Origin of the sequence: Proteus sp. fly-1067 (assembly GCF_040139345.1) — a bacterium.
Taxonomy (GTDB): domain Bacteria; phylum Pseudomonadota; class Gammaproteobacteria; order Enterobacterales; family Enterobacteriaceae; genus Proteus; species Proteus vulgaris_B.
Window position 1 is genome coordinate 15,970 of record NZ_JBEEUL010000004.1, and the last position, 16,525, is coordinate 32,494.

14 protein-coding genes are annotated in these 16,525 nt (G+C 39.0%); 8 read left to right on the forward strand and 6 right to left on the reverse strand.

Going from position 1 to position 16,525, the window contains the following annotated elements; genetic code table 11:
* Positions 1-23: 23 nt before the first annotated feature.
* Positions 24-1,052, reverse strand: coding sequence for a FecR family protein (locus ABN217_RS07680; protein WP_349459288.1), 1,029 nt, complete (start codon positions 1,050-1,052; stop codon positions 24-26).
* Positions 1,042-1,590: an RNA polymerase sigma factor gene (locus ABN217_RS07685; RefSeq protein WP_072071041.1), complete on the reverse strand. Its 549-nt coding sequence runs from the start codon at positions 1,588-1,590 to the stop codon at positions 1,042-1,044. The genes ABN217_RS07680 and ABN217_RS07685 overlap by 11 nt, the downstream gene beginning before the upstream one ends.
* Positions 1,591-1,761: 171 nt before the next feature.
* On the opposite strand from ABN217_RS07685, the gene ABN217_RS07690 reads away from it, so the two are divergent.
* Entirely contained in the window at positions 1,762-2,559 is a 798-nt protein-coding gene (locus tag ABN217_RS07690) for an energy transducer TonB (protein WP_196554767.1), read from the forward strand.
* A 115-nt stretch (positions 2,560-2,674) separates the two neighbouring features.
* Here ABN217_RS07690 and ettA read toward each other — a convergent pair whose 3' ends face one another.
* Complete coding sequence (gene ettA, locus ABN217_RS07695; RefSeq protein ID WP_072071039.1) at positions 2,675-4,342, reverse strand: energy-dependent translational throttle protein EttA; 1,668 nt, start codon at positions 4,340-4,342, stop codon at positions 2,675-2,677.
* Positions 4,343-4,684: 342 nt separating this feature from the next.
* Between ettA and sltY the strand changes: the two genes are divergently transcribed.
* Both sltY and trpR read left to right on the forward strand, forming a co-directional pair.
* Entirely contained in the window at positions 4,685-6,604 is a 1,920-nt protein-coding gene (sltY, locus tag ABN217_RS07700) for a murein transglycosylase (RefSeq protein WP_349459289.1), read from the forward strand.
* Between the two features lie 100 nt (positions 6,605-6,704).
* Entirely contained in the window at positions 6,705-7,016 is a 312-nt protein-coding gene (trpR, locus tag ABN217_RS07705; protein ID WP_072063739.1) for a trp operon repressor, read from the forward strand.
* 105 nt (positions 7,017-7,121) lie between these two features.
* Here the strand turns inward: trpR and yjjX are convergent, their stop codons facing one another.
* Entirely contained in the window at positions 7,122-7,658 is a 537-nt protein-coding gene (gene yjjX, locus ABN217_RS07710; RefSeq protein WP_109408072.1) for an inosine/xanthosine triphosphatase, read from the reverse strand.
* A 51-nt stretch (positions 7,659-7,709) separates the two neighbouring features.
* Between yjjX and gpmB the strand changes: the two genes are divergently transcribed.
* Positions 7,710-8,357, forward strand: a complete 648-nt coding sequence (gene gpmB / locus ABN217_RS07715; RefSeq protein ID WP_196554765.1) for a 2,3-diphosphoglycerate-dependent phosphoglycerate mutase GpmB — start codon at positions 7,710-7,712, stop codon at positions 8,355-8,357.
* 44 nt (positions 8,358-8,401) lie between these two features.
* On the opposite strand, the gene robA is transcribed toward gpmB, so the two are convergent.
* The gene (gene robA / locus ABN217_RS07720) at positions 8,402-9,310 is read right to left on the reverse strand and encodes an MDR efflux pump AcrAB transcriptional activator RobA (RefSeq protein WP_196554764.1); all 909 of its coding nucleotides are present in this window, start codon (positions 9,308-9,310) and stop codon (positions 8,402-8,404) included.
* A gap of 221 nt (positions 9,311-9,531) precedes the next feature.
* Here robA and creA point away from each other — a divergent pair, with 221 nt between their 5' ends.
* Positions 9,532-9,990, forward strand: coding sequence for a protein CreA (gene creA / locus ABN217_RS07725; RefSeq protein WP_176694743.1), 459 nt, complete (start codon positions 9,532-9,534; stop codon positions 9,988-9,990).
* A gap of 210 nt (positions 9,991-10,200) precedes the next feature.
* Here the strand turns inward: creA and arcA are convergent, their stop codons facing one another.
* Positions 10,201-10,917, reverse strand: a complete 717-nt coding sequence (gene arcA, locus ABN217_RS07730; protein ID WP_006535263.1) for a two-component system response regulator ArcA — start codon at positions 10,915-10,917, stop codon at positions 10,201-10,203.
* 810 nt (positions 10,918-11,727) lie between these two features.
* On the opposite strand from arcA, the gene thrA reads away from it, so the two are divergent.
* The 3 genes from thrA to thrC are packed head-to-tail and all read left to right on the forward strand — an operon-like array spanning position 11,728 to position 16,415.
* Positions 11,728-14,187: a bifunctional aspartate kinase/homoserine dehydrogenase I gene (gene thrA, locus ABN217_RS07735; protein ID WP_196554763.1), complete on the forward strand. Its 2,460-nt coding sequence runs from the start codon at positions 11,728-11,730 to the stop codon at positions 14,185-14,187.
* Positions 14,188-14,189: 2 nt separating this feature from the next.
* Positions 14,190-15,119, forward strand: coding sequence for a homoserine kinase (gene thrB / locus ABN217_RS07740; RefSeq protein WP_502929687.1), 930 nt, complete (start codon positions 14,190-14,192; stop codon positions 15,117-15,119).
* Between the two features lie 3 nt (positions 15,120-15,122).
* Positions 15,123-16,415, forward strand: coding sequence for a threonine synthase (thrC, locus tag ABN217_RS07745; protein WP_196554761.1), 1,293 nt, complete (start codon positions 15,123-15,125; stop codon positions 16,413-16,415).
* The last annotated feature ends 110 nt before the right edge of the window (positions 16,416-16,525 follow it).

Genomic DNA, 16,525 nt, shown 5'->3' on the forward strand with positions numbered 1-16,525 from the left:
AAGAATATTTTTCATATTTCTTTTTACTTATTGATAATTAACGCATTATTTTTATCAGTGAAAACCACATTAACCGGCAATATAAGTGGAATTGCGGTAATAAAGCCTTTTGCATCGCTAATATTGGCAACGCCAGAGACTTTCATTTTGGCAATATCAGGGGAGGAAAATTGAATATTGATATCTAGGTAAGGTTTCAGTTTCGTTATCACTTCATTCAATGGTTGTTCAAAGAAATGCAGTTGACCAAAACGCCAACTTCCTACGGAATCAATATTAACCGAAGAGATAACAAAACTATCACTGGCTAATTTGCTGGTGGCCTGAGAGCCTGCGTACAAATAGGCTGGAGAGGATTTAGGTGTTGCTTTAACCTCAACGATACCTTCATGAACAGCAACGTTAATTTGGTTGTCATCATATCGGCTGACTTCAAATTCAGTACCGACAACTTTAATTAATCGTGTATCTGCATGCACATAAAATGGGCGGTAATGGTTTGGTTTTACTTTGAAATAAGCTTGGCCTTTATCTAACCATAATCGCCTTTCTTCTTGTACATAAGCGACTCTGACTTGCGTGTTTCTGTTTAAATAGACTTTAGAGCCATCAGCTAAGGTCATCTCTTTTGGTAAGTCACTGGTTGCAAGCGTCATATTATCCATTAGTAACGCAGGTAAATGACTATAAGGGAGATATAAAACAGTGAGTAGGCAAAAAGTTGCGGTAGTGTGGATAGCGGGACGCCAAAGAGAACGTTTTTTCTTTTTAATGGTGGTTATTGTTGGTCGTGATAATGCATCACATTGACGCCAAATACCCGCAATATCTTGATATGCTTGCCGATTTACATCATTTTTTATCCATTCTTTAAATTCTTGGCGTTGTTTGGAGGTCATTCTTTGGCTGTGTTGTCGGGTGAACCAAAGAGCGGCTTGCTCATCAATAGTATCATTGAGTAATTCATCATCAGTTTCTAAAAAAAGAGGATCTGCGCCCTCATCTGTGTGAGGTTTAGTTTCCGGTATGTTTTTTTCCGGCTTACTCATCATTCGTGCATTTCTCCTGTCCTGCATCGACGTATCTTTTGCAATGTAATAGAGCAGCCGCAATATGTTTTTCCACCATACTAATTGAGATCTCCATTTGTTCTGCAATTTCGCTTTGTGATAAACCATCAAAACGATAAAGAACAAACGCTTCTCGGCGGCGTGGGGGCAAAGTTGCAATTGCTTCACTAAGTAGATCTAAACGTTGTTGATGCTCAAGGACGTATCCCGGATCAAGCTCAGTAGTATAATTTTGAGCTGCATCATCTAATTCATAATCATCCTGATAGATATTTTTCTGCTTTTGATTTTTTCTCCAATGGTCAATCAAAACGTGGTTCGCTATTTTAAACAAAAAAGCACGCTGTTCTTGTACAGGTGTTTGTTCTTTTCTGTTTAACCATAGTGTAAACACATCTTGAGACAAATCATCTGCATCATGGTAATTACCCGTACGTTTGTGGAAAAAACGCACAAGTTGTCCATAGGTTGATTGATAGGCACAACTAATTTTTTGTGCCAATGATTTATCGCTAGCCATAATCTCTGGTGTCTAAAAAAGAGTGAAATAATAAGCTCTTACTGCTTCTCATACGAACAAGTTATGATAATTATCAAGCTAATTTTTTATTGTATTATTAATAATAAGCAATATCATTTGTGTTTATATTATGCCTATAATTCATCAGAAAGAAAATCAGAGGCAAGAATTATGAGTAGTATGTCGGCGACTTTTTCACGCCGTGGGTCATTTTCTATTGGTGGATTAACTGCCAGTATTTTATTTCATACAACGCTAGTCGTTGTCGCCATTGGCTGGATAACCTCTAAAGATGAACGCCATGGTGTTTTACCACCCGCAATGACAATGGATCTTGGTATCTATCAATTAGCTAAGGCAGAAACAAAAGATGTCCCTGTTGGGCCTGAAAAAGTGATGTCTGTTCCTGAACCCGCAGAAACAGAACCAGAGCCTGTGAAAGAAGTATTGGATTTACCTAAAATGCCAGTAGTAGCACAAGGTACTTATGAACGTATCCCAGAAAAACCGAAAGTAAAACCTGTGGTGAAGCCAAAACCCGTTGCGGTGAAAGTGCCTGATGATCTTCCTGTCTCAGAAGCCCCATCAGATGTAACAAGCGCACCTATTTCTGGTTCTAATACAAGCAGTAGTGCTCAATTTAATAGTTTCTCTTCTTCTTCGGCAAGTGGACAAATGGGATGGGAAAGTTTAATACATAACCATATTGAGATGTATAAACGTTACCCAAGAACCGCAATACGTTTTAAAGCGACAGGCGTGACACAAGTTTCTATTGTGTTAAATGCAAAAGGTGAGTTATTAGATGCGAAAGTGGAAACATCATCAGGTAATCGAATTCTTGATAGAGAGGCGTTAAATACCATTAAGCGAGCTTCACCATTTCCTGCACCGGAGAGTAATCGTTTAGTTAATGGGAATATTTCATTTACGGCACCTTTAAGTTTTGATTACAGGCAAGAGAGTTAATTAATACGGTTCTACAATTATTTATTAAATTTCAAACTCATATAGTTATATAACTATAAAAAAGCAGAGAATAATCTCTGCTTTTTTTGCTATAAAATAGAGTAAATAAATTCGATTATTTGCTCATTCGTTTGTACTTCATGCGACGAGGCTCAAGAGCATCTTTGCCTAATGTCCGTTTTTTGTATTCTTCATATTCAGTAAAGTTACCTTCGAAGAATTCCACTTTACCTTCATCTTGGTAATCGATGATATGTGTGGCAATACGGTCAAGGAACCAACGGTCATGGGAAATAACCATGGCACAACCTGGGAACTCTAACAGGGCATTTTCTAATGCACGTAAAGTTTCAACGTCGAGGTCGTTGGTGGGTTCATCGAGCAGTAACATATTGCCGCCAACTTGTAGCAATTTAGCGAGGTGTAAACGACCACGTTCACCACCAGAAAGTTCGCCAACACGTTTACCTTGGTCAACGCCTTTAAAGTTAAAGCGACCAACATAGGCACGGCTTGGAATTTCGAAGTTGCCAATACGCATAATATCTTGGCCACCTGAGACTTCTTCCCAAACCGTTTTACTGTCATCCATGCTGTCGCGGAACTGATCAACAGATGCTAACTTAACAGTATCACCTAGTACTAAAGTACCTGAGTCTGGTTGTTCTTGACCGGAGATCATACGAAATAGCGTTGATTTACCCGCACCGTTAGGGCCGATAATACCCACAATAGCCCCTTTAGGAATAGAGAAGCTTAAATCATCAATCAGAACGCGATCACCATAAGATTTTGTTAGATTATTAATTTCTAACACTTTATCCCCTAAACGCGGTCCAGGTGGAATAAAGAGTTCACTGGTTTCATTACGTTTTTGATAATCAACGCTATTAAGTTCTTCAAAGCGAGCCAGACGAGCCTTACCTTTTGCTTGACGGCCTTTAGGATTTTGGCGTATCCACTCAAGTTCTTTTTGGATTGATTTATGGCGGGCTGCTTCAGTTGCTGCTTCTTGTTCAAGACGCGCGTCTTTTTGCTCTAACCATGAAGAGTAGTTACCTTCCCATGGAATACCTTCACCACGGTCAAGTTCTAAGATCCATCCCGCTACGTTATCAAGGAAGTAACGGTCATGCGTGATTGCAACAACAGTTCCTTCATAATCGTGTAAGAAACGTTCTAACCAAGCCACAGATTCTGCGTCTAAGTGGTTAGTTGGTTCATCTAATAACAGCATATCTGGTTTTTCTAACAGAAGACGACAGATAGCAACACGGCGGCGTTCACCCCCTGAAAGTTTCTCAATTTTAGCGTCCCACTCAGGTAAGCGCAGTGCTTCTGCTGCACGCTCTAATTGATTTTCAAGGTTATGACCATCATGAGATTGAATAATCGCTTCTAATTGGCCTTGTTCTTTAGCTAATTTATCAAAATCAGCATCAGGATCGGCATAAGCTGCGTAAACTTCATCAAGGCGGTTTAATGCGTTTTTTAGTTCGCTAACGGCTTCTTCAACGGCTTCACGTACGGTATGTTCAGGATTTAATTTTGGTTCTTGTGGTAAATAACCAATTTTAAGACCTGGTTGTGGACGTGCTTCACCTTCAATATCGGTATCGATACCCGCCATAATGCGAAGTAATGTTGATTTACCGGCACCATTTAGACCAAGCACACCAATTTTCGCGCCCGGAAAGAAGCTGAGTGAAATGTTTTTAAGGATATGTCGTTTGGGTGGGACAATTTTCCCGACACGCAACATACTATAAACGTATTGAGCCACTATAATTACCCTTTGATTATAAAAGAGATTTTCTCTGAGGTGCCGTTTTTCGCAATAAAAACAAATTTTTTGTAATTAAGCCGCATTTTTAGGGCACCTAAATGAACAATAGCAAAGTCAATGTCAGTAATTTGCCAAAGACCCGAAAATGATGAAAGTCGCCAGTATACCCGATTTATAAAAGAAAACCTTAGTCAAAAGCGAGGTTTTTATCTACCTTTCGTGCTTCCTCTGAAAGTAATGAAAATTTCTCTTAAAGAGGGGAACTTACATTGTTAATGATTATCATATTAGCTAATGTATTCAGTATTTGGTGGTTCTATTTGAGGTGGGAGGCATTACGTGGTTAAGCAAAAGTGGTCATTAGCAGTCGCAATAGGGGCTTTGTGTTTTTCAGCATGGGCACAAGCGGATTCATTAAGTGAACAACGTGTTCGCTATCAAGAGATTAAAGCGGCATGGGATCTTAAAAAAATAGATGAAGTTGAAAAATTACTCCCAACATTAGAAAACTATCCACTTTATCCCTATCTGGAATATCGCCAAATCACCGATAATCTTGATGTTATTGCGCCTGCCGCAGTGAGTGAGTTTGTTGCGAAATATCCGACATTACCGCCAGCAAAAGCACTTCCTTCGTTATTTGTAAATGAATTGGCTAAGCGTCAAGAATGGCAAAATTTACTGACTTTTAGCCCTAATCCACCTAACCCCAAAGCAGCTAGATGTAACTATTATTATGCCAAGTGGGCAACCGGTGATATTCAAACGGCATGGATGGGAGCTAAAGAAGCATGGCTAAATGGCACATCAATGCCATCAAGTTGTGATCCCCTTTTTGATGAATGGCAAAAAGCTAATCAATTAACACCAGAGTTAGTATTAGAACGAATTAACTTAGCAATTAAAAATGGAAATACAGGACTTGCGGCTTACTTAGCAAGACGCCTTCCAGAAAACTATCAAACGATTAGTGATGCTTTAGTTGAATTACAAGACTATCCAAACTTAGTTGGGCGCTATGCAACTGCGCTTTCACCAACCGATTTTACTCGTTCTATCATACAATCGGCATTTTCACGTTGGGCAAGAAAAGATGCAGATGCGGCTAGAGCGCAACTGGATAATATCGCACATGCCCAAAAAATGACGGCGAGTGAACGCCAATTAATGCGTGATACTGTAGCGTGGCAATATATGCCTTATGCCACAACAGAGCAGGTAAAATGGCGTGATAACGTTATTCAAGATACCGCATCAGATACACTGCGTGAACGTCGTGTACGCTTAGCATTAAGCCAAAACCAACCAGCGGAATTGGCGTTGTGGTTAGAAAGACTCTCTCCTGAAAGTAAAAATAAGGAAGAGTGGCGTTATTGGCGTGCAATGGTATTGCAATCTCAAGGTAAAAATAGCGAAGCACAAGCTATTTTAGAAGCGCTGACGCAAAATCGTGGTTTTTATCCAATGGTTGCCGCAACCAAATTAGGTAAGCCTTATGTGATGGTGATAGATAAAGCACCGAGTGTTTCATCAAGCATCCCTAATCAGCCAGAAGTACAACGTGTTCGCGAATTAATGTATTGGCAAATGGACAACTTAGCGCGCTCAGAGTGGGCAAACTATGTTGCTTCGCAACCCGCACAAATGCAGTCTGAATTAGCACGCTATGCATTTGAACAAAAATGGGCTGATTTAGCAGTGCAAGCCACTATTACAGGAAAAATGTGGGATCACTTAGAAGAACGTTTTCCTCTTGCCTGGAAAAACGAGTTTGAACAATACACGCAAGATAAATCGATAGATCGTAATTATGCAATGGCCATCGCTCGCCAAGAAAGCGCGTGGAACCCACAAGCACGCTCTTCAGCTGGTGCAACCGGTTTAATGCAGGTAATGCCAAAAACGGCTGAATTTACGGTAAAACAAGCAGGTATTACGGGTTATGTCAGTAGTGCGCAATTAACTAATCCGGTAAAAAACATTGAGATTGGTACTGCTTATCTTGATTCTGTTTATCAACGATTTAACCAAAACCGTATTTTGGCAAGTGCTGCATATAATGCAGGGCCTGCGCGTGTTGATCGTTGGTTATCTGATGCAAATGGTCAATTAGATGCTATTGCGTTTGTAGAAAGTATTCCTTTTGCAGAAACGCGTGGTTATGTCAAAAATGTACTCTCTTTTGCTGTTTTTTATAGCTATTTTGCGGGTGAACAACAACCGGTGTTAACTGAGAATGAATGGAATAGTCGTTATTAAGGGATAAAAAGGCGATTTATCGTGGGAGCCTCTTTGTACATTAGCAAAGTATGATATAGTTTGTACTAGTTAATGAGTGTGGCAAAAAGAGGCTTTCACGATGCAAGATCCTGCATTATCACCTGAAGAGAATGAACACTGGCTAAGATTCGTTGAGTTATTACAACATGCATTTGAGCAAGATGTGCATTTTCCTATTTTACAGCTTTTAATGACACCTGATGAACGCAGTGCTTTGGCGACACGAGTACGCATTGTGCAAGAGCTAATGCGGGGAGATTTAAGTCAGCGTGAGCTAAAAGAAGAGCTAGGTGTTGGTATTGCGACTATTACTAGAGGCTCTAATAGCTTAAAAACAGCACCACATGAAGTGAAGTTATGGCTAGAAAAAGAGCTAATGACAAAAAAATAGTTGTATTATAATAATGTGGGCTAGAAAGATAAAAAGCCATTTAATTATTTGATTAAATGGCTTTTTGCTTTCTTTTTACCTAAAAAACACATATCAGATTAATTATTAATCTTCTTTTTGATTGAGTTCTTTATAGATATCATGAGTCACTGGTACTAATGCCAGAACTAATGCTTGCTGGTAAACAGAAGTACGACTGAGTAGGCCATCGGTAAAATAACCAATTGCACCACCACGTTGTTTAATATTGTCAATTTTGGTTAAAAAAGCCATTTCATCACCAAGCTCTCTGCCTTCACGGATCCCTTTTAAGATCTGCTCTGGTAGCATAAGACTTGCAGAACGTGATTCTCCACGAATTTTTCCATGTTCGACAACAATCCAAGCGAAAGTCATATCATCTTCAATACCGGCTTCAACACCTACCCAAAAATCTGCTTCGGGGCGAACTTGACGAGCCGCCATTACACGCTGACGTGCGCCAGTTCTCGTTTCTGTATTTCCGATAGGTTGTTGTGGAACACGGCTATCGACATTAATATCTTCAATATCAAAGGTATCTTTACCGAACACTTGCTCAAAAGCGAGTTTTATCGCGTTGATTTTTGCTGGATTCGTAGTGGCTGCAATGACATGATACATAATGAATTAATCATCCTTTGAAAAATTAGAGCAGTATAACGGAAAAAATGTATGTTACAGGTCTATCTTGTTCGCCACGGTGAAACTGAATGGAACGTGGCGAGACGTATTCAAGGGCAATCTGATAGCCCACTAACAGCAAATGGTGTGCGTCAAGCACAGCAAGTTGCTGAAAAAGTAAAATCAGCGGGTATTACCCACATTATCTCAAGCGATCTTGGCCGTACTCGTCAAACGGCAGAAATCATTGCACAAGCTTGTGGTTGTGAAGTGATAACTGACTCACGTTTACGTGAACTCAATATGGGCGTTCTTGAACAGCGAGAGATCGCAACATTAAAGACACAAGAAGAGGCTTGGCGCAAGAGTTTGATTGATGGTACACCTGATGGGCGAATTCCCCAAGGAGAATCAATGGCAGAATTAGCGAGTCGAATGCAGGCTGCGTTAAATCAATGCCTTGATTTACCCGAAAATAGTCGCCCACTCTTAGTGAGCCATGGTATTGCATTAGGATGTTTGCTGAGTACCGTCTTGGGATTACCTGCATATGCAGAACGCCGTTTAAGACTGCGTAATTGTTCAATTTCTCGTGTCGATTATCAAAATAGCCCTTGGCTTGCCAATGGTTGGGTGATTGAAACGGCTGGAGATGTGAGTCATCTTACTGATATAGCACTAGATGAAGTTCAACGCTAAAAAATAAAAGCTCTCTTTGACGTGACTATCAAGAGAGCTTTTTCTTATGCGGTTACATCTTCACGTTTAATGGGGATGTAATATTCAAAGCGTTGTATATGATCTTGTGGCTCTGTCACCATCTCATTGCTGTAACGCACATTTTTAAGGTAGTATTTTTCGACGTCATAACCTTTACGGCGAGTTAATCCCATTTTAGGTAAACAAACACCATAAATTAGGAATAAAAACTCCTGCATTGCCCCTCGTTTTGCCTCGCCTTCGAAATCAAAGCGAATGTAATCGCCTCCGGCTAATGAGACTTCATGGGCTGCATCATCCTCAATAAATGTTGCATAGTCAGGTTCAACGGCAGTGGTATAAAGCACACGTTGCTCATCTTCATGTTCATCACTATGTTGTGCATGATGAAGACCATAAACTTGGTGAGGAACCGCATTTATTTTGCTCATATAGTAACGCCAGAATGTTTGGCGCATATCGGAACAAGCTTCAGCCCATTGCTCAAGTGTATGGCTACATGTTTGCTCAATACCAATAAGTTTTTTCTCAGGTAATTGTACAAATTCCCATTTTGGTAAATTTTGAGGATCTAAGGTAATAGGTGGGCAAATTCCCACCGCGCACCATTCATCAGTACGACGATAAAGTGCCGGAGTCCTATCAAATTGTTTTTTAAAAGCACGGGTAAACGTCTGTTGAGAATCAAAACGATATTGCAAAGCAATGTCTAAAATGGGGCGGCTCGTTAAACGTAATGCAACAGCCGCGCGCGATAGACGCCTTGAACGAATATAAGAACCAATCGCTTGTCCTGTAACTTCTTTAAACATGCGTTGTAGATGCCACTTGGAGTAACCTGCTTTGGTTGCGACATTATCGAGGGATAATGGCTTATCAAGGTTACTATCAAGCCAAGCGAGCAAATCACGTATGATGTTGGTTTGATCCATACATCTCCCTTAGTCATATTCGTTTATTTATTGCGGTAGATGTTAAATAGCTTGAACATCTATAACAAGTTATATTGTTAGACAGTCGTAAAATATAGTCTTTTTCAACGACTGATGTACACAAATTCTTCTATCAGTTAGCAAAAGATTGTTTTATTCTAGACCTAATTATTCTTTCATCTTTTCAATGGAACAAAGTAAATATGTTAAATTTCAAAAAGATGCTAGCTGTGTCTATCTTACTCCCTTTTTCTTTCATGGCAAAAGCGGAAGAAATTGGTTATGTCGATACTGTATTTAAGTTTTTTGGTGCTAATCATAAAATTGTGATTGAGGCATTTGATGATCCTGAAGTTAAAAATGTGACCTGTTATTTAAGTCGTGCAAAAACAGGTGGGATCTCAGGAAGTCTAGGTCTTGCTGAAGATACGGCGGATGCGGCAATTTCTTGCCAGCAAGTGGGGCCTATTGAGTTAAGTGAAAAGGTGATTAAAGGAAAAAATCGAGGTGATGTAGTTTTCCAAAAAAGAACATCTTTAGTCTTTAAAAAACTTCAAGTTGTCCGTTTTTACGATAAAGAACGTCATGCACTGATTTACTTAACTTATTCCGATAAGGTCATTGATGGCTCGCCAAAAAATGCGATCAGTGCCGTGCCTATTATGCCGTGGAAAGAGTGATTTTTATTAATTAGATAACTTAATGATTAATAAAATTAATATGAATGAGGTTTAAAATTTTTTTTAAAAAATAGCTATATTTTTTTTCAAAATAGTTGTTGAGATCAATTTTCACCTTTTGTTATTTTATTAATACGATACTACATAAAGAAAACCCCCGAATTTCATTCAGGGGTTTTTTTCTTAGTAAGTGTTTGAGATGAAATCAAATCACTCGTCTAAATCACCACAGAAACGATAACCTTCGCCATGGATTGTAGCAATGATTTCAGGTGTATCTGGTGTAGATTCGAAATGCTTACGAATACGACGAATAGTAACGTCAACAGTACGATCATGAGGTTTCAATTCGCGGCCTGTCATTTTCTTCAGTAATTCTGCACGAGTTTGAATTTTTCCTGGATTCTCGCAGAAATGTAGCATCGCACGAAATTCACTGCGTGGTAATTTGTATTGTTCACCAGCAGGGCTGATCAGTGAGCGACTGTTAATATCGAGCTCCCAACCATTGAATTTATAGCTCTCGACTAAACGGCGTTCTTCTGTGCCATTAACTAAATTCATGGTACGTGACAATAAGTTACGAGCACGAATCGTTAATTCACGAGGGTTAAATGGTTTAGTAATATAATCATCAGCGCCAATTTCAAGGCCTAAGATTTTATCTACTTCATTATCACGACCTGTTAGGAACATTAATGCAACACTTGCCTGTTCACGTAATTCACGAGCCAGTAACAGCCCATTTTTACCAGGAAGGTTAATGTCCATAATAACCAGATTAATATCATGATCAGATAGAACATTGTGCATTTCGTTGCCATCAGTGGCTTCGTGTACGATATACCCTTCAGCTTCGAATATGCTTTTCAGGGTATTACGAGTAACTACTTCGTCTTCAACAATCAGAATGTGCGGGGTTTGCATATTTGCTACCTAAAATTACCAAAAATAGAAAAAGGAAATCTGTGTTTAACTTCTGTGTGTGCACTTGTGTGGTTATTCATTTTTGTTATTAGCACGCAAAAACTAGACCCAGATTGAAATTCGATAAATAACCATCACGTTATTACAAAAAAATTACGATTTTAATCGACAATGAACGCTAAAATCAGAATGCAAAACGCCCATAGTCTATTAACAGCAATATAACACCAGTTGTATTAAATACCATCTAAAAAGCTAACTTTTGTTGACACATATCAAAATCAAGATAACAGCTTAACCCTGATTTCAATAGTTAACTATATAATTTGATTTATGTAATGTAAAAGAAAAATATATGTTAAATATAGTGGGGATTATTTTTTTTACCAGTTTTGTTACACAAATTAAAGGAGCCTAAAATACCTTATTCCTTATAAAAGTACAAATACCCAAATAACCCCAAAATAGTAGCTTTATTTTCTTTGTTTATCCCTTTGTGGTAGGAATATCTATACCACACTAGAGGTAGTGTTCGAAAAAATTTCATTTAAGTAAGATTTATTTTTTGTGTAAAAAAAAGAAAAAATTTGACATCTCTCTCGCTTTGCTTTAACCAGTATATAGTCAAACTAAATTTGAGACAGACAGGATAGTTATGCGTATTTACAGCCCAGCTAAAATGACAATTATTACCACCACCACCGGAATTTTATATTGCGGGACGGGCTGTCGCATATAAAAAACGAAAATCGAAAAAGCCCGCATTGAGAAATGCGGGTTTTTTTTTGGGTGAAAAATCAGGAGAGTTGTATGCGAGTGTTAAAATTTGGGGGAACTTCAGTTGCTAATGCAGAGCGTGTGCTGAATGTTGCTGATATCGCTGAGAAAAAAAGAGAACAAGGACAAGTCGCTCTTGTATTATCAGCACCAGCCAAAATAACGAATTATTTGGTTGCAATGATTGAAAAAACGGCAGAAGGTGAAGATCCTCTCACTCAAGTACGAGAAGCCGAGCAAATTTTTGCTAATTTATTACAAGGATTAAGAGAAAAACAGTCAGGCTTTGACTATGAGCGCCTAAAAGATAAGGTTGAACGTGAATTTGCCGAGATCAAACATATTCTTCATGGTATTTCTTTATTAGGTCAATGCCCTGATAGCATCAATGCAGCGATGATTTGCCGTGGTGAAAAGCTCTCTATCGCCATTATGGAGTCTGTTTTACAAGCTCGTGGTTATAATGTCACCGTTATTGATCCTGTAAAAAACTTACTCGCACAAGGTCACTACCTAGAATCTACCGTTGATATTCCTGAATCTACTCGTCGCATCTTGGAACTTAATATCGCAAAAGACGATATAATTTTAATGGCTGGTTTTACCGCAGGTAATGAAAAAGGTGAACTGGTTGTATTAGGCCGTAATGGTTCAGACTACTCAGCCGCAGTATTAGCAGCTTGTTTACGTGCTGAATGCTGTGAAATTTGGACTGATGTTGACGGTGTTTATACTTGTGATCCACGCTTAGTACCTGATGCTCGTTTATTAAAGGGCATGTCATATCAAGAGGCAATGGAGCTGTCTTACTTCGGTGCTAAAGTACTTCATCCTCGCACTATTGCTCCAATCGCCCAATTCCAAATTCCTTGTTTGATTAAAAATACAGGTAATCCTGATGCACCGGGTACACTGATTGGCGATGGCCAAAAAGATGAGAGTACTCCTGTTAAAGGGATCACCAATCTTAATAACATGGCGATGATCAACGTATCAGGCCCTGGTATGAAAGGTATGGTAGGGATGGCTGCTCGCGTATTCTCTGTGATGTCGAGAGCAGGTATTTCTGTTGTTCTTATTACACAGTCTTCTTCTGAATACAGCATCAGCTTTTGTGTGCCACAAAAAGAATTAATAAGAGCGCAAAAAGCATTATCAGATGAATTTTATTTAGAATTAAAAGATGGTGTGCTTGATCCATTAGATATCATGGAAAACGTAGCGATTATCTCAGTCGTAGGTGATGGCATGCGTACTCTGAAAGGGATTTCAGCACGATTCTTCTCTGCGTTAACACGAGGAAATATTAATATTGTTGCCATTGCTCAAGGATCGTCTGAACGCTCTATTTCTGCAGTTATTGCCAATGATTCAGCAACTAATGCGGTACGGTTATGTCACCAAATGCTATTTAACACAAATCAAATCGTTGAAGTTTTTGTGATTGGTGCGGGTGGTGTAGGTAATGCATTAATTGAACAAATTCATCGTCAACAGGCATGGTTGAAAAATAAACATATCGATCTTCGTGTATGTGGTATTGCCAATTCACGCGCCATGTTAACGAATATGCAAGGTATTGATTTAGATAATTGGCAACAAGCCTTAAAAGAAGCCAAAGCTCCTTTTAGTTTTAGTCAACTTATTCGCTTAGAAAAAGAGTACCACTTCTTAAATCCAGTGATTGTTGATTGCACATCAAACGAGGAAATTGCGCAACAATACGCAAATTTCTTACAAAATGGTTTTAATGTGGTTACACCAAACAAAAAAGCGAATACGCTGTCGATGGATTATTACTATCAAATCCGACAAGCTGCTGAAGCTTCGCGTCGTAAATTTTTGTATGACACTAACGTGGGTGCAGGTTTACCAGTCATTGAAAACCTACAGAACTTGCTTAATGCAGGTGATGAATTGGTTCAATTTAATGGTATTCTTTCAGGCTCACTCTCTTATATTTTTGGTCAATTAGACGAGGGTAAGAGCTTGTCAGAAGCAACGTTTTCAGCGAAAGAAAAAGGTTTCACAGAACCTGATCCTCGTGATGATCTTTCGGGTATGGATGTTGCGCGTAAATTGCTGATTTTAGCCCGCGAAGCGGGTTATAAATTAGAGTTAAGTGATATCGATGTAGAGCCAGTGTTACCGACTTCATTTGACAGCACAGGTGATGTTGCAAGTTTCTTAAATCGTTTACCTCAAGTTGATGTTGAATTTGACGCTAAAGTCGAAGAAGCACAAAAAGCAGGCAAAGTATTACGCTATGTTGGTGTTATTAATGAAGGTCAATGCCAAGTTAAAATGATGGCTGTTGATGCTAATGATCCTCTGTTTAAAGTAAAAAATGGTGAAAATGCTTTAGCCTTTTACACTCGCTACTATCAGCCAATTCCATTAGTGTTACGTGGATATGGTGCGGGTAATGATGTTACTGCCGCTGGAGTGTTTGCAGATGTATTACGTACCTTATCATGGAAATTGGGAGTTTAAGCGTGGTTAAAGTTTACGCACCGGCATCAATAGGTAACGTGAGTGTCGGGTTTGATGTTCTTGGCGCTGCGGTTTCACCTATTGATGGGCAATTGCTTGGCGATTGTGTCACCGTTAATGCTGCTTCATCATTTACACTGGAAAGTAAAGGGCACTTTGTCAGCAAATTACCCACTGATCCTAAACAAAATATAGTGTATCAATGCTGGCAGTTATTCTGTGAGAAACTAGGCAAAGAACTTCCTGTGGCAATGGTTTTAGAAAAAAATATGCCAATTGGTTCTGGTTTAGGATCAAGTGCTTGCTCTGTTGTTGCTGCATTAGTTGCACTTAATGAGTTCGCTAAAAAGCCTTTCAATGAAAGACAATTATTATTAATGATGGGTGAGTTGGAAGGGCGTATTTCAGGAAGTGTGCACTATGATAATGTTGCACCTTGCTATTTAGGTGGTCTACAACTCATTCTTGAACAAAATGACATCATTTGCCAATCTGTACCGACATTTGAAGATTGGTACTGGGTAATGGCTTATCCTGGAATTAAAGTCTCTACCGCACAAGCCAGAGCCATATTGCCAAAAGAATATGCTAAGGCAGATATCATTAATCACGGACGCTATTTATCTGGTTTTATTCATGCTTGTCATACTCAACAACCTGAATTAGCAGCAAATTTAATGAAAGATGTGATAGCTGAACCTTACCGCACTCAGTTGCTTCCAGGATTTGAAAAAGCCAGAGAAGCTTCACAAAAGAAAGGGGCATTGGCTTGTGGCATTTCAGGCTCAGGCCCTACTCTTTTTACCATTACCGATTCATTAGAAATTGCACAAGATATGGCCGAATGGTTAAAACAACACTATGTACAAAACAGTGAAGGTTTTGTACATATCTGCCGTTTAGATACGCGTGGCGCAAGACAGATAGGGTAAGTCATGAAATTATACAATTTGAAAGATAATCAAGAGCAAGTTAGCTTTGCTCAAGCGGTAAAGCAAGGTTTAGGTAAGCACCAAGGTCTCTTTTTTCCACAGGACTTACCGTCGTTTACTAAAGCTGAAATTGATGAATTATTAGCGCTTGATTTTGCAACACGCAGTAGCCGTATTTTAACGGCATTTATAGGTGATGAAATTCCTGCTGATGTATTAGCAAAACGAATTAACACTGCATTTGCATTTCCTGCACCAGTGACTCAGGTTGAAGACGACATTAGTTGTTTAGAGCTTTTCCACGGTCCAACATTAGCATTTAAAGACTTTGGTGGCCGCTTTATGGCACAGATGTTGTCAGAAGTTGCAGGCAATCAACCTGTAACTATTTTAACTGCAACATCTGGTGACACTGGTGCTGCCGTTGCTCACGCATTCTACAAATTAGAAAATGTACAAGTTGTTATTCTTTATCCTGAAGGCAAAATTAGCCCATTACAGGAAAAATTGTTCTGTACATTAGGTGAAAATATTCACACTGTTGCAATTAAAGATGACTTCGATGCATGTCAATCATTAGTAAAACAAGCTTTTGATGATGAGTTCTTAAAGAAAACTATGTATTTGAACTCAGCAAACTCCATCAATATCAGCCGACTATTGGCTCAAATTTGTTATTACTTTGAAGCCGTTGCCCAAATTCCTGCTGAAAAACATGAACAACTCGTGATCTCTGTGCCAAGTGGTAACTTTGGTGATTTAACTGCGGGCCTATTAGCGAAATCTTTAGGGTTACCTGTTAAACGCTTTATTGCAGCAACAAATGTAAATGATACAGTTCCTCGCTATTTAGATAATGGTAAATGGGAACCTCACCGTACTGTTGCAACACTTTCTAATGCAATGGATGTTAGCCAGCCTAATAACTGGCCACGTATTGAAGAATTGTACCGTCGCAAAGAGTGGGATCTCTCTGATCTGGCTCATGGTGCTGTTAGTGATGAAACAACGGAAGAGACAGTACGTGAGCTTGCAAAAAAAGGTTATATTTCAGAGCCACATGCAGCTGTTGCTTATCGTTTATTACGTGATGAGCTTCAAGAGGGTGAATACGGCTTATTCTTAGGTACTGCGCACCCAGCGAAGTTTAAAGAAAGTGTAGAGCGCATTTTAGGGGGGGAGCTACCATTACCTCAAGAATTAGCAGAGCGAGCAGATAAAGAATTACTATCACATTTTTTACCCGCTGATTTTACTAAATTACGTGAGTTTTTATTAGAACGCGCACCGAAATAAAATAATTTACTAGGATCTCAATAAAAAACGTCAGTGAAATACTGGCGTTTTTTTTAAATAAGCAATTATAGTTATTTCTTTCTATTAATTTTTCAAATATAAAACTTACA

Excerpts from the sequence above, each read along its gene's own strand:
- gpmB (WP_196554765.1), top strand. The coding sequence starts at position 7,710 with ATGTTACAGGTCTATCTTGTTCGCCACGGTGAAACTGAATGGAACGTG.
- thrA (WP_196554763.1), top strand. The coding sequence starts at position 11,728 with ATGCGAGTGTTAAAATTTGGGGGAACTTCAGTTGCTAATGCAGAGCGT.
- creA (WP_176694743.1), top strand. The coding sequence starts at position 9,532 with ATGCTAGCTGTGTCTATCTTACTCCCTTTTTCTTTCATGGCAAAAGCG.
- arcA (WP_006535263.1), bottom strand. The coding sequence starts at position 10,917 with ATGCAAACCCCGCACATTCTGATTGTTGAAGACGAAGTAGTTACTCGT.
- ABN217_RS07680 (WP_349459288.1), bottom strand. The coding sequence starts at position 1,052 with ATGATGAGTAAGCCGGAAAAAAACATACCGGAAACTAAACCTCACACA.
- robA (WP_196554764.1), bottom strand. The coding sequence starts at position 9,310 with ATGGATCAAACCAACATCATACGTGATTTGCTCGCTTGGCTTGATAGT.
- ABN217_RS07685 (WP_072071041.1), bottom strand. The coding sequence starts at position 1,590 with ATGGCTAGCGATAAATCATTGGCACAAAAAATTAGTTGTGCCTATCAA.
- trpR (WP_072063739.1), top strand. The coding sequence starts at position 6,705 with ATGCAAGATCCTGCATTATCACCTGAAGAGAATGAACACTGGCTAAGA.
- yjjX (WP_109408072.1), bottom strand. The coding sequence starts at position 7,658 with ATGTATCATGTCATTGCAGCCACTACGAATCCAGCAAAAATCAACGCG.
- thrC (WP_196554761.1), top strand. The coding sequence starts at position 15,123 with ATGAAATTATACAATTTGAAAGATAATCAAGAGCAAGTTAGCTTTGCT.
- ABN217_RS07690 (WP_196554767.1), top strand. The coding sequence starts at position 1,762 with ATGAGTAGTATGTCGGCGACTTTTTCACGCCGTGGGTCATTTTCTATT.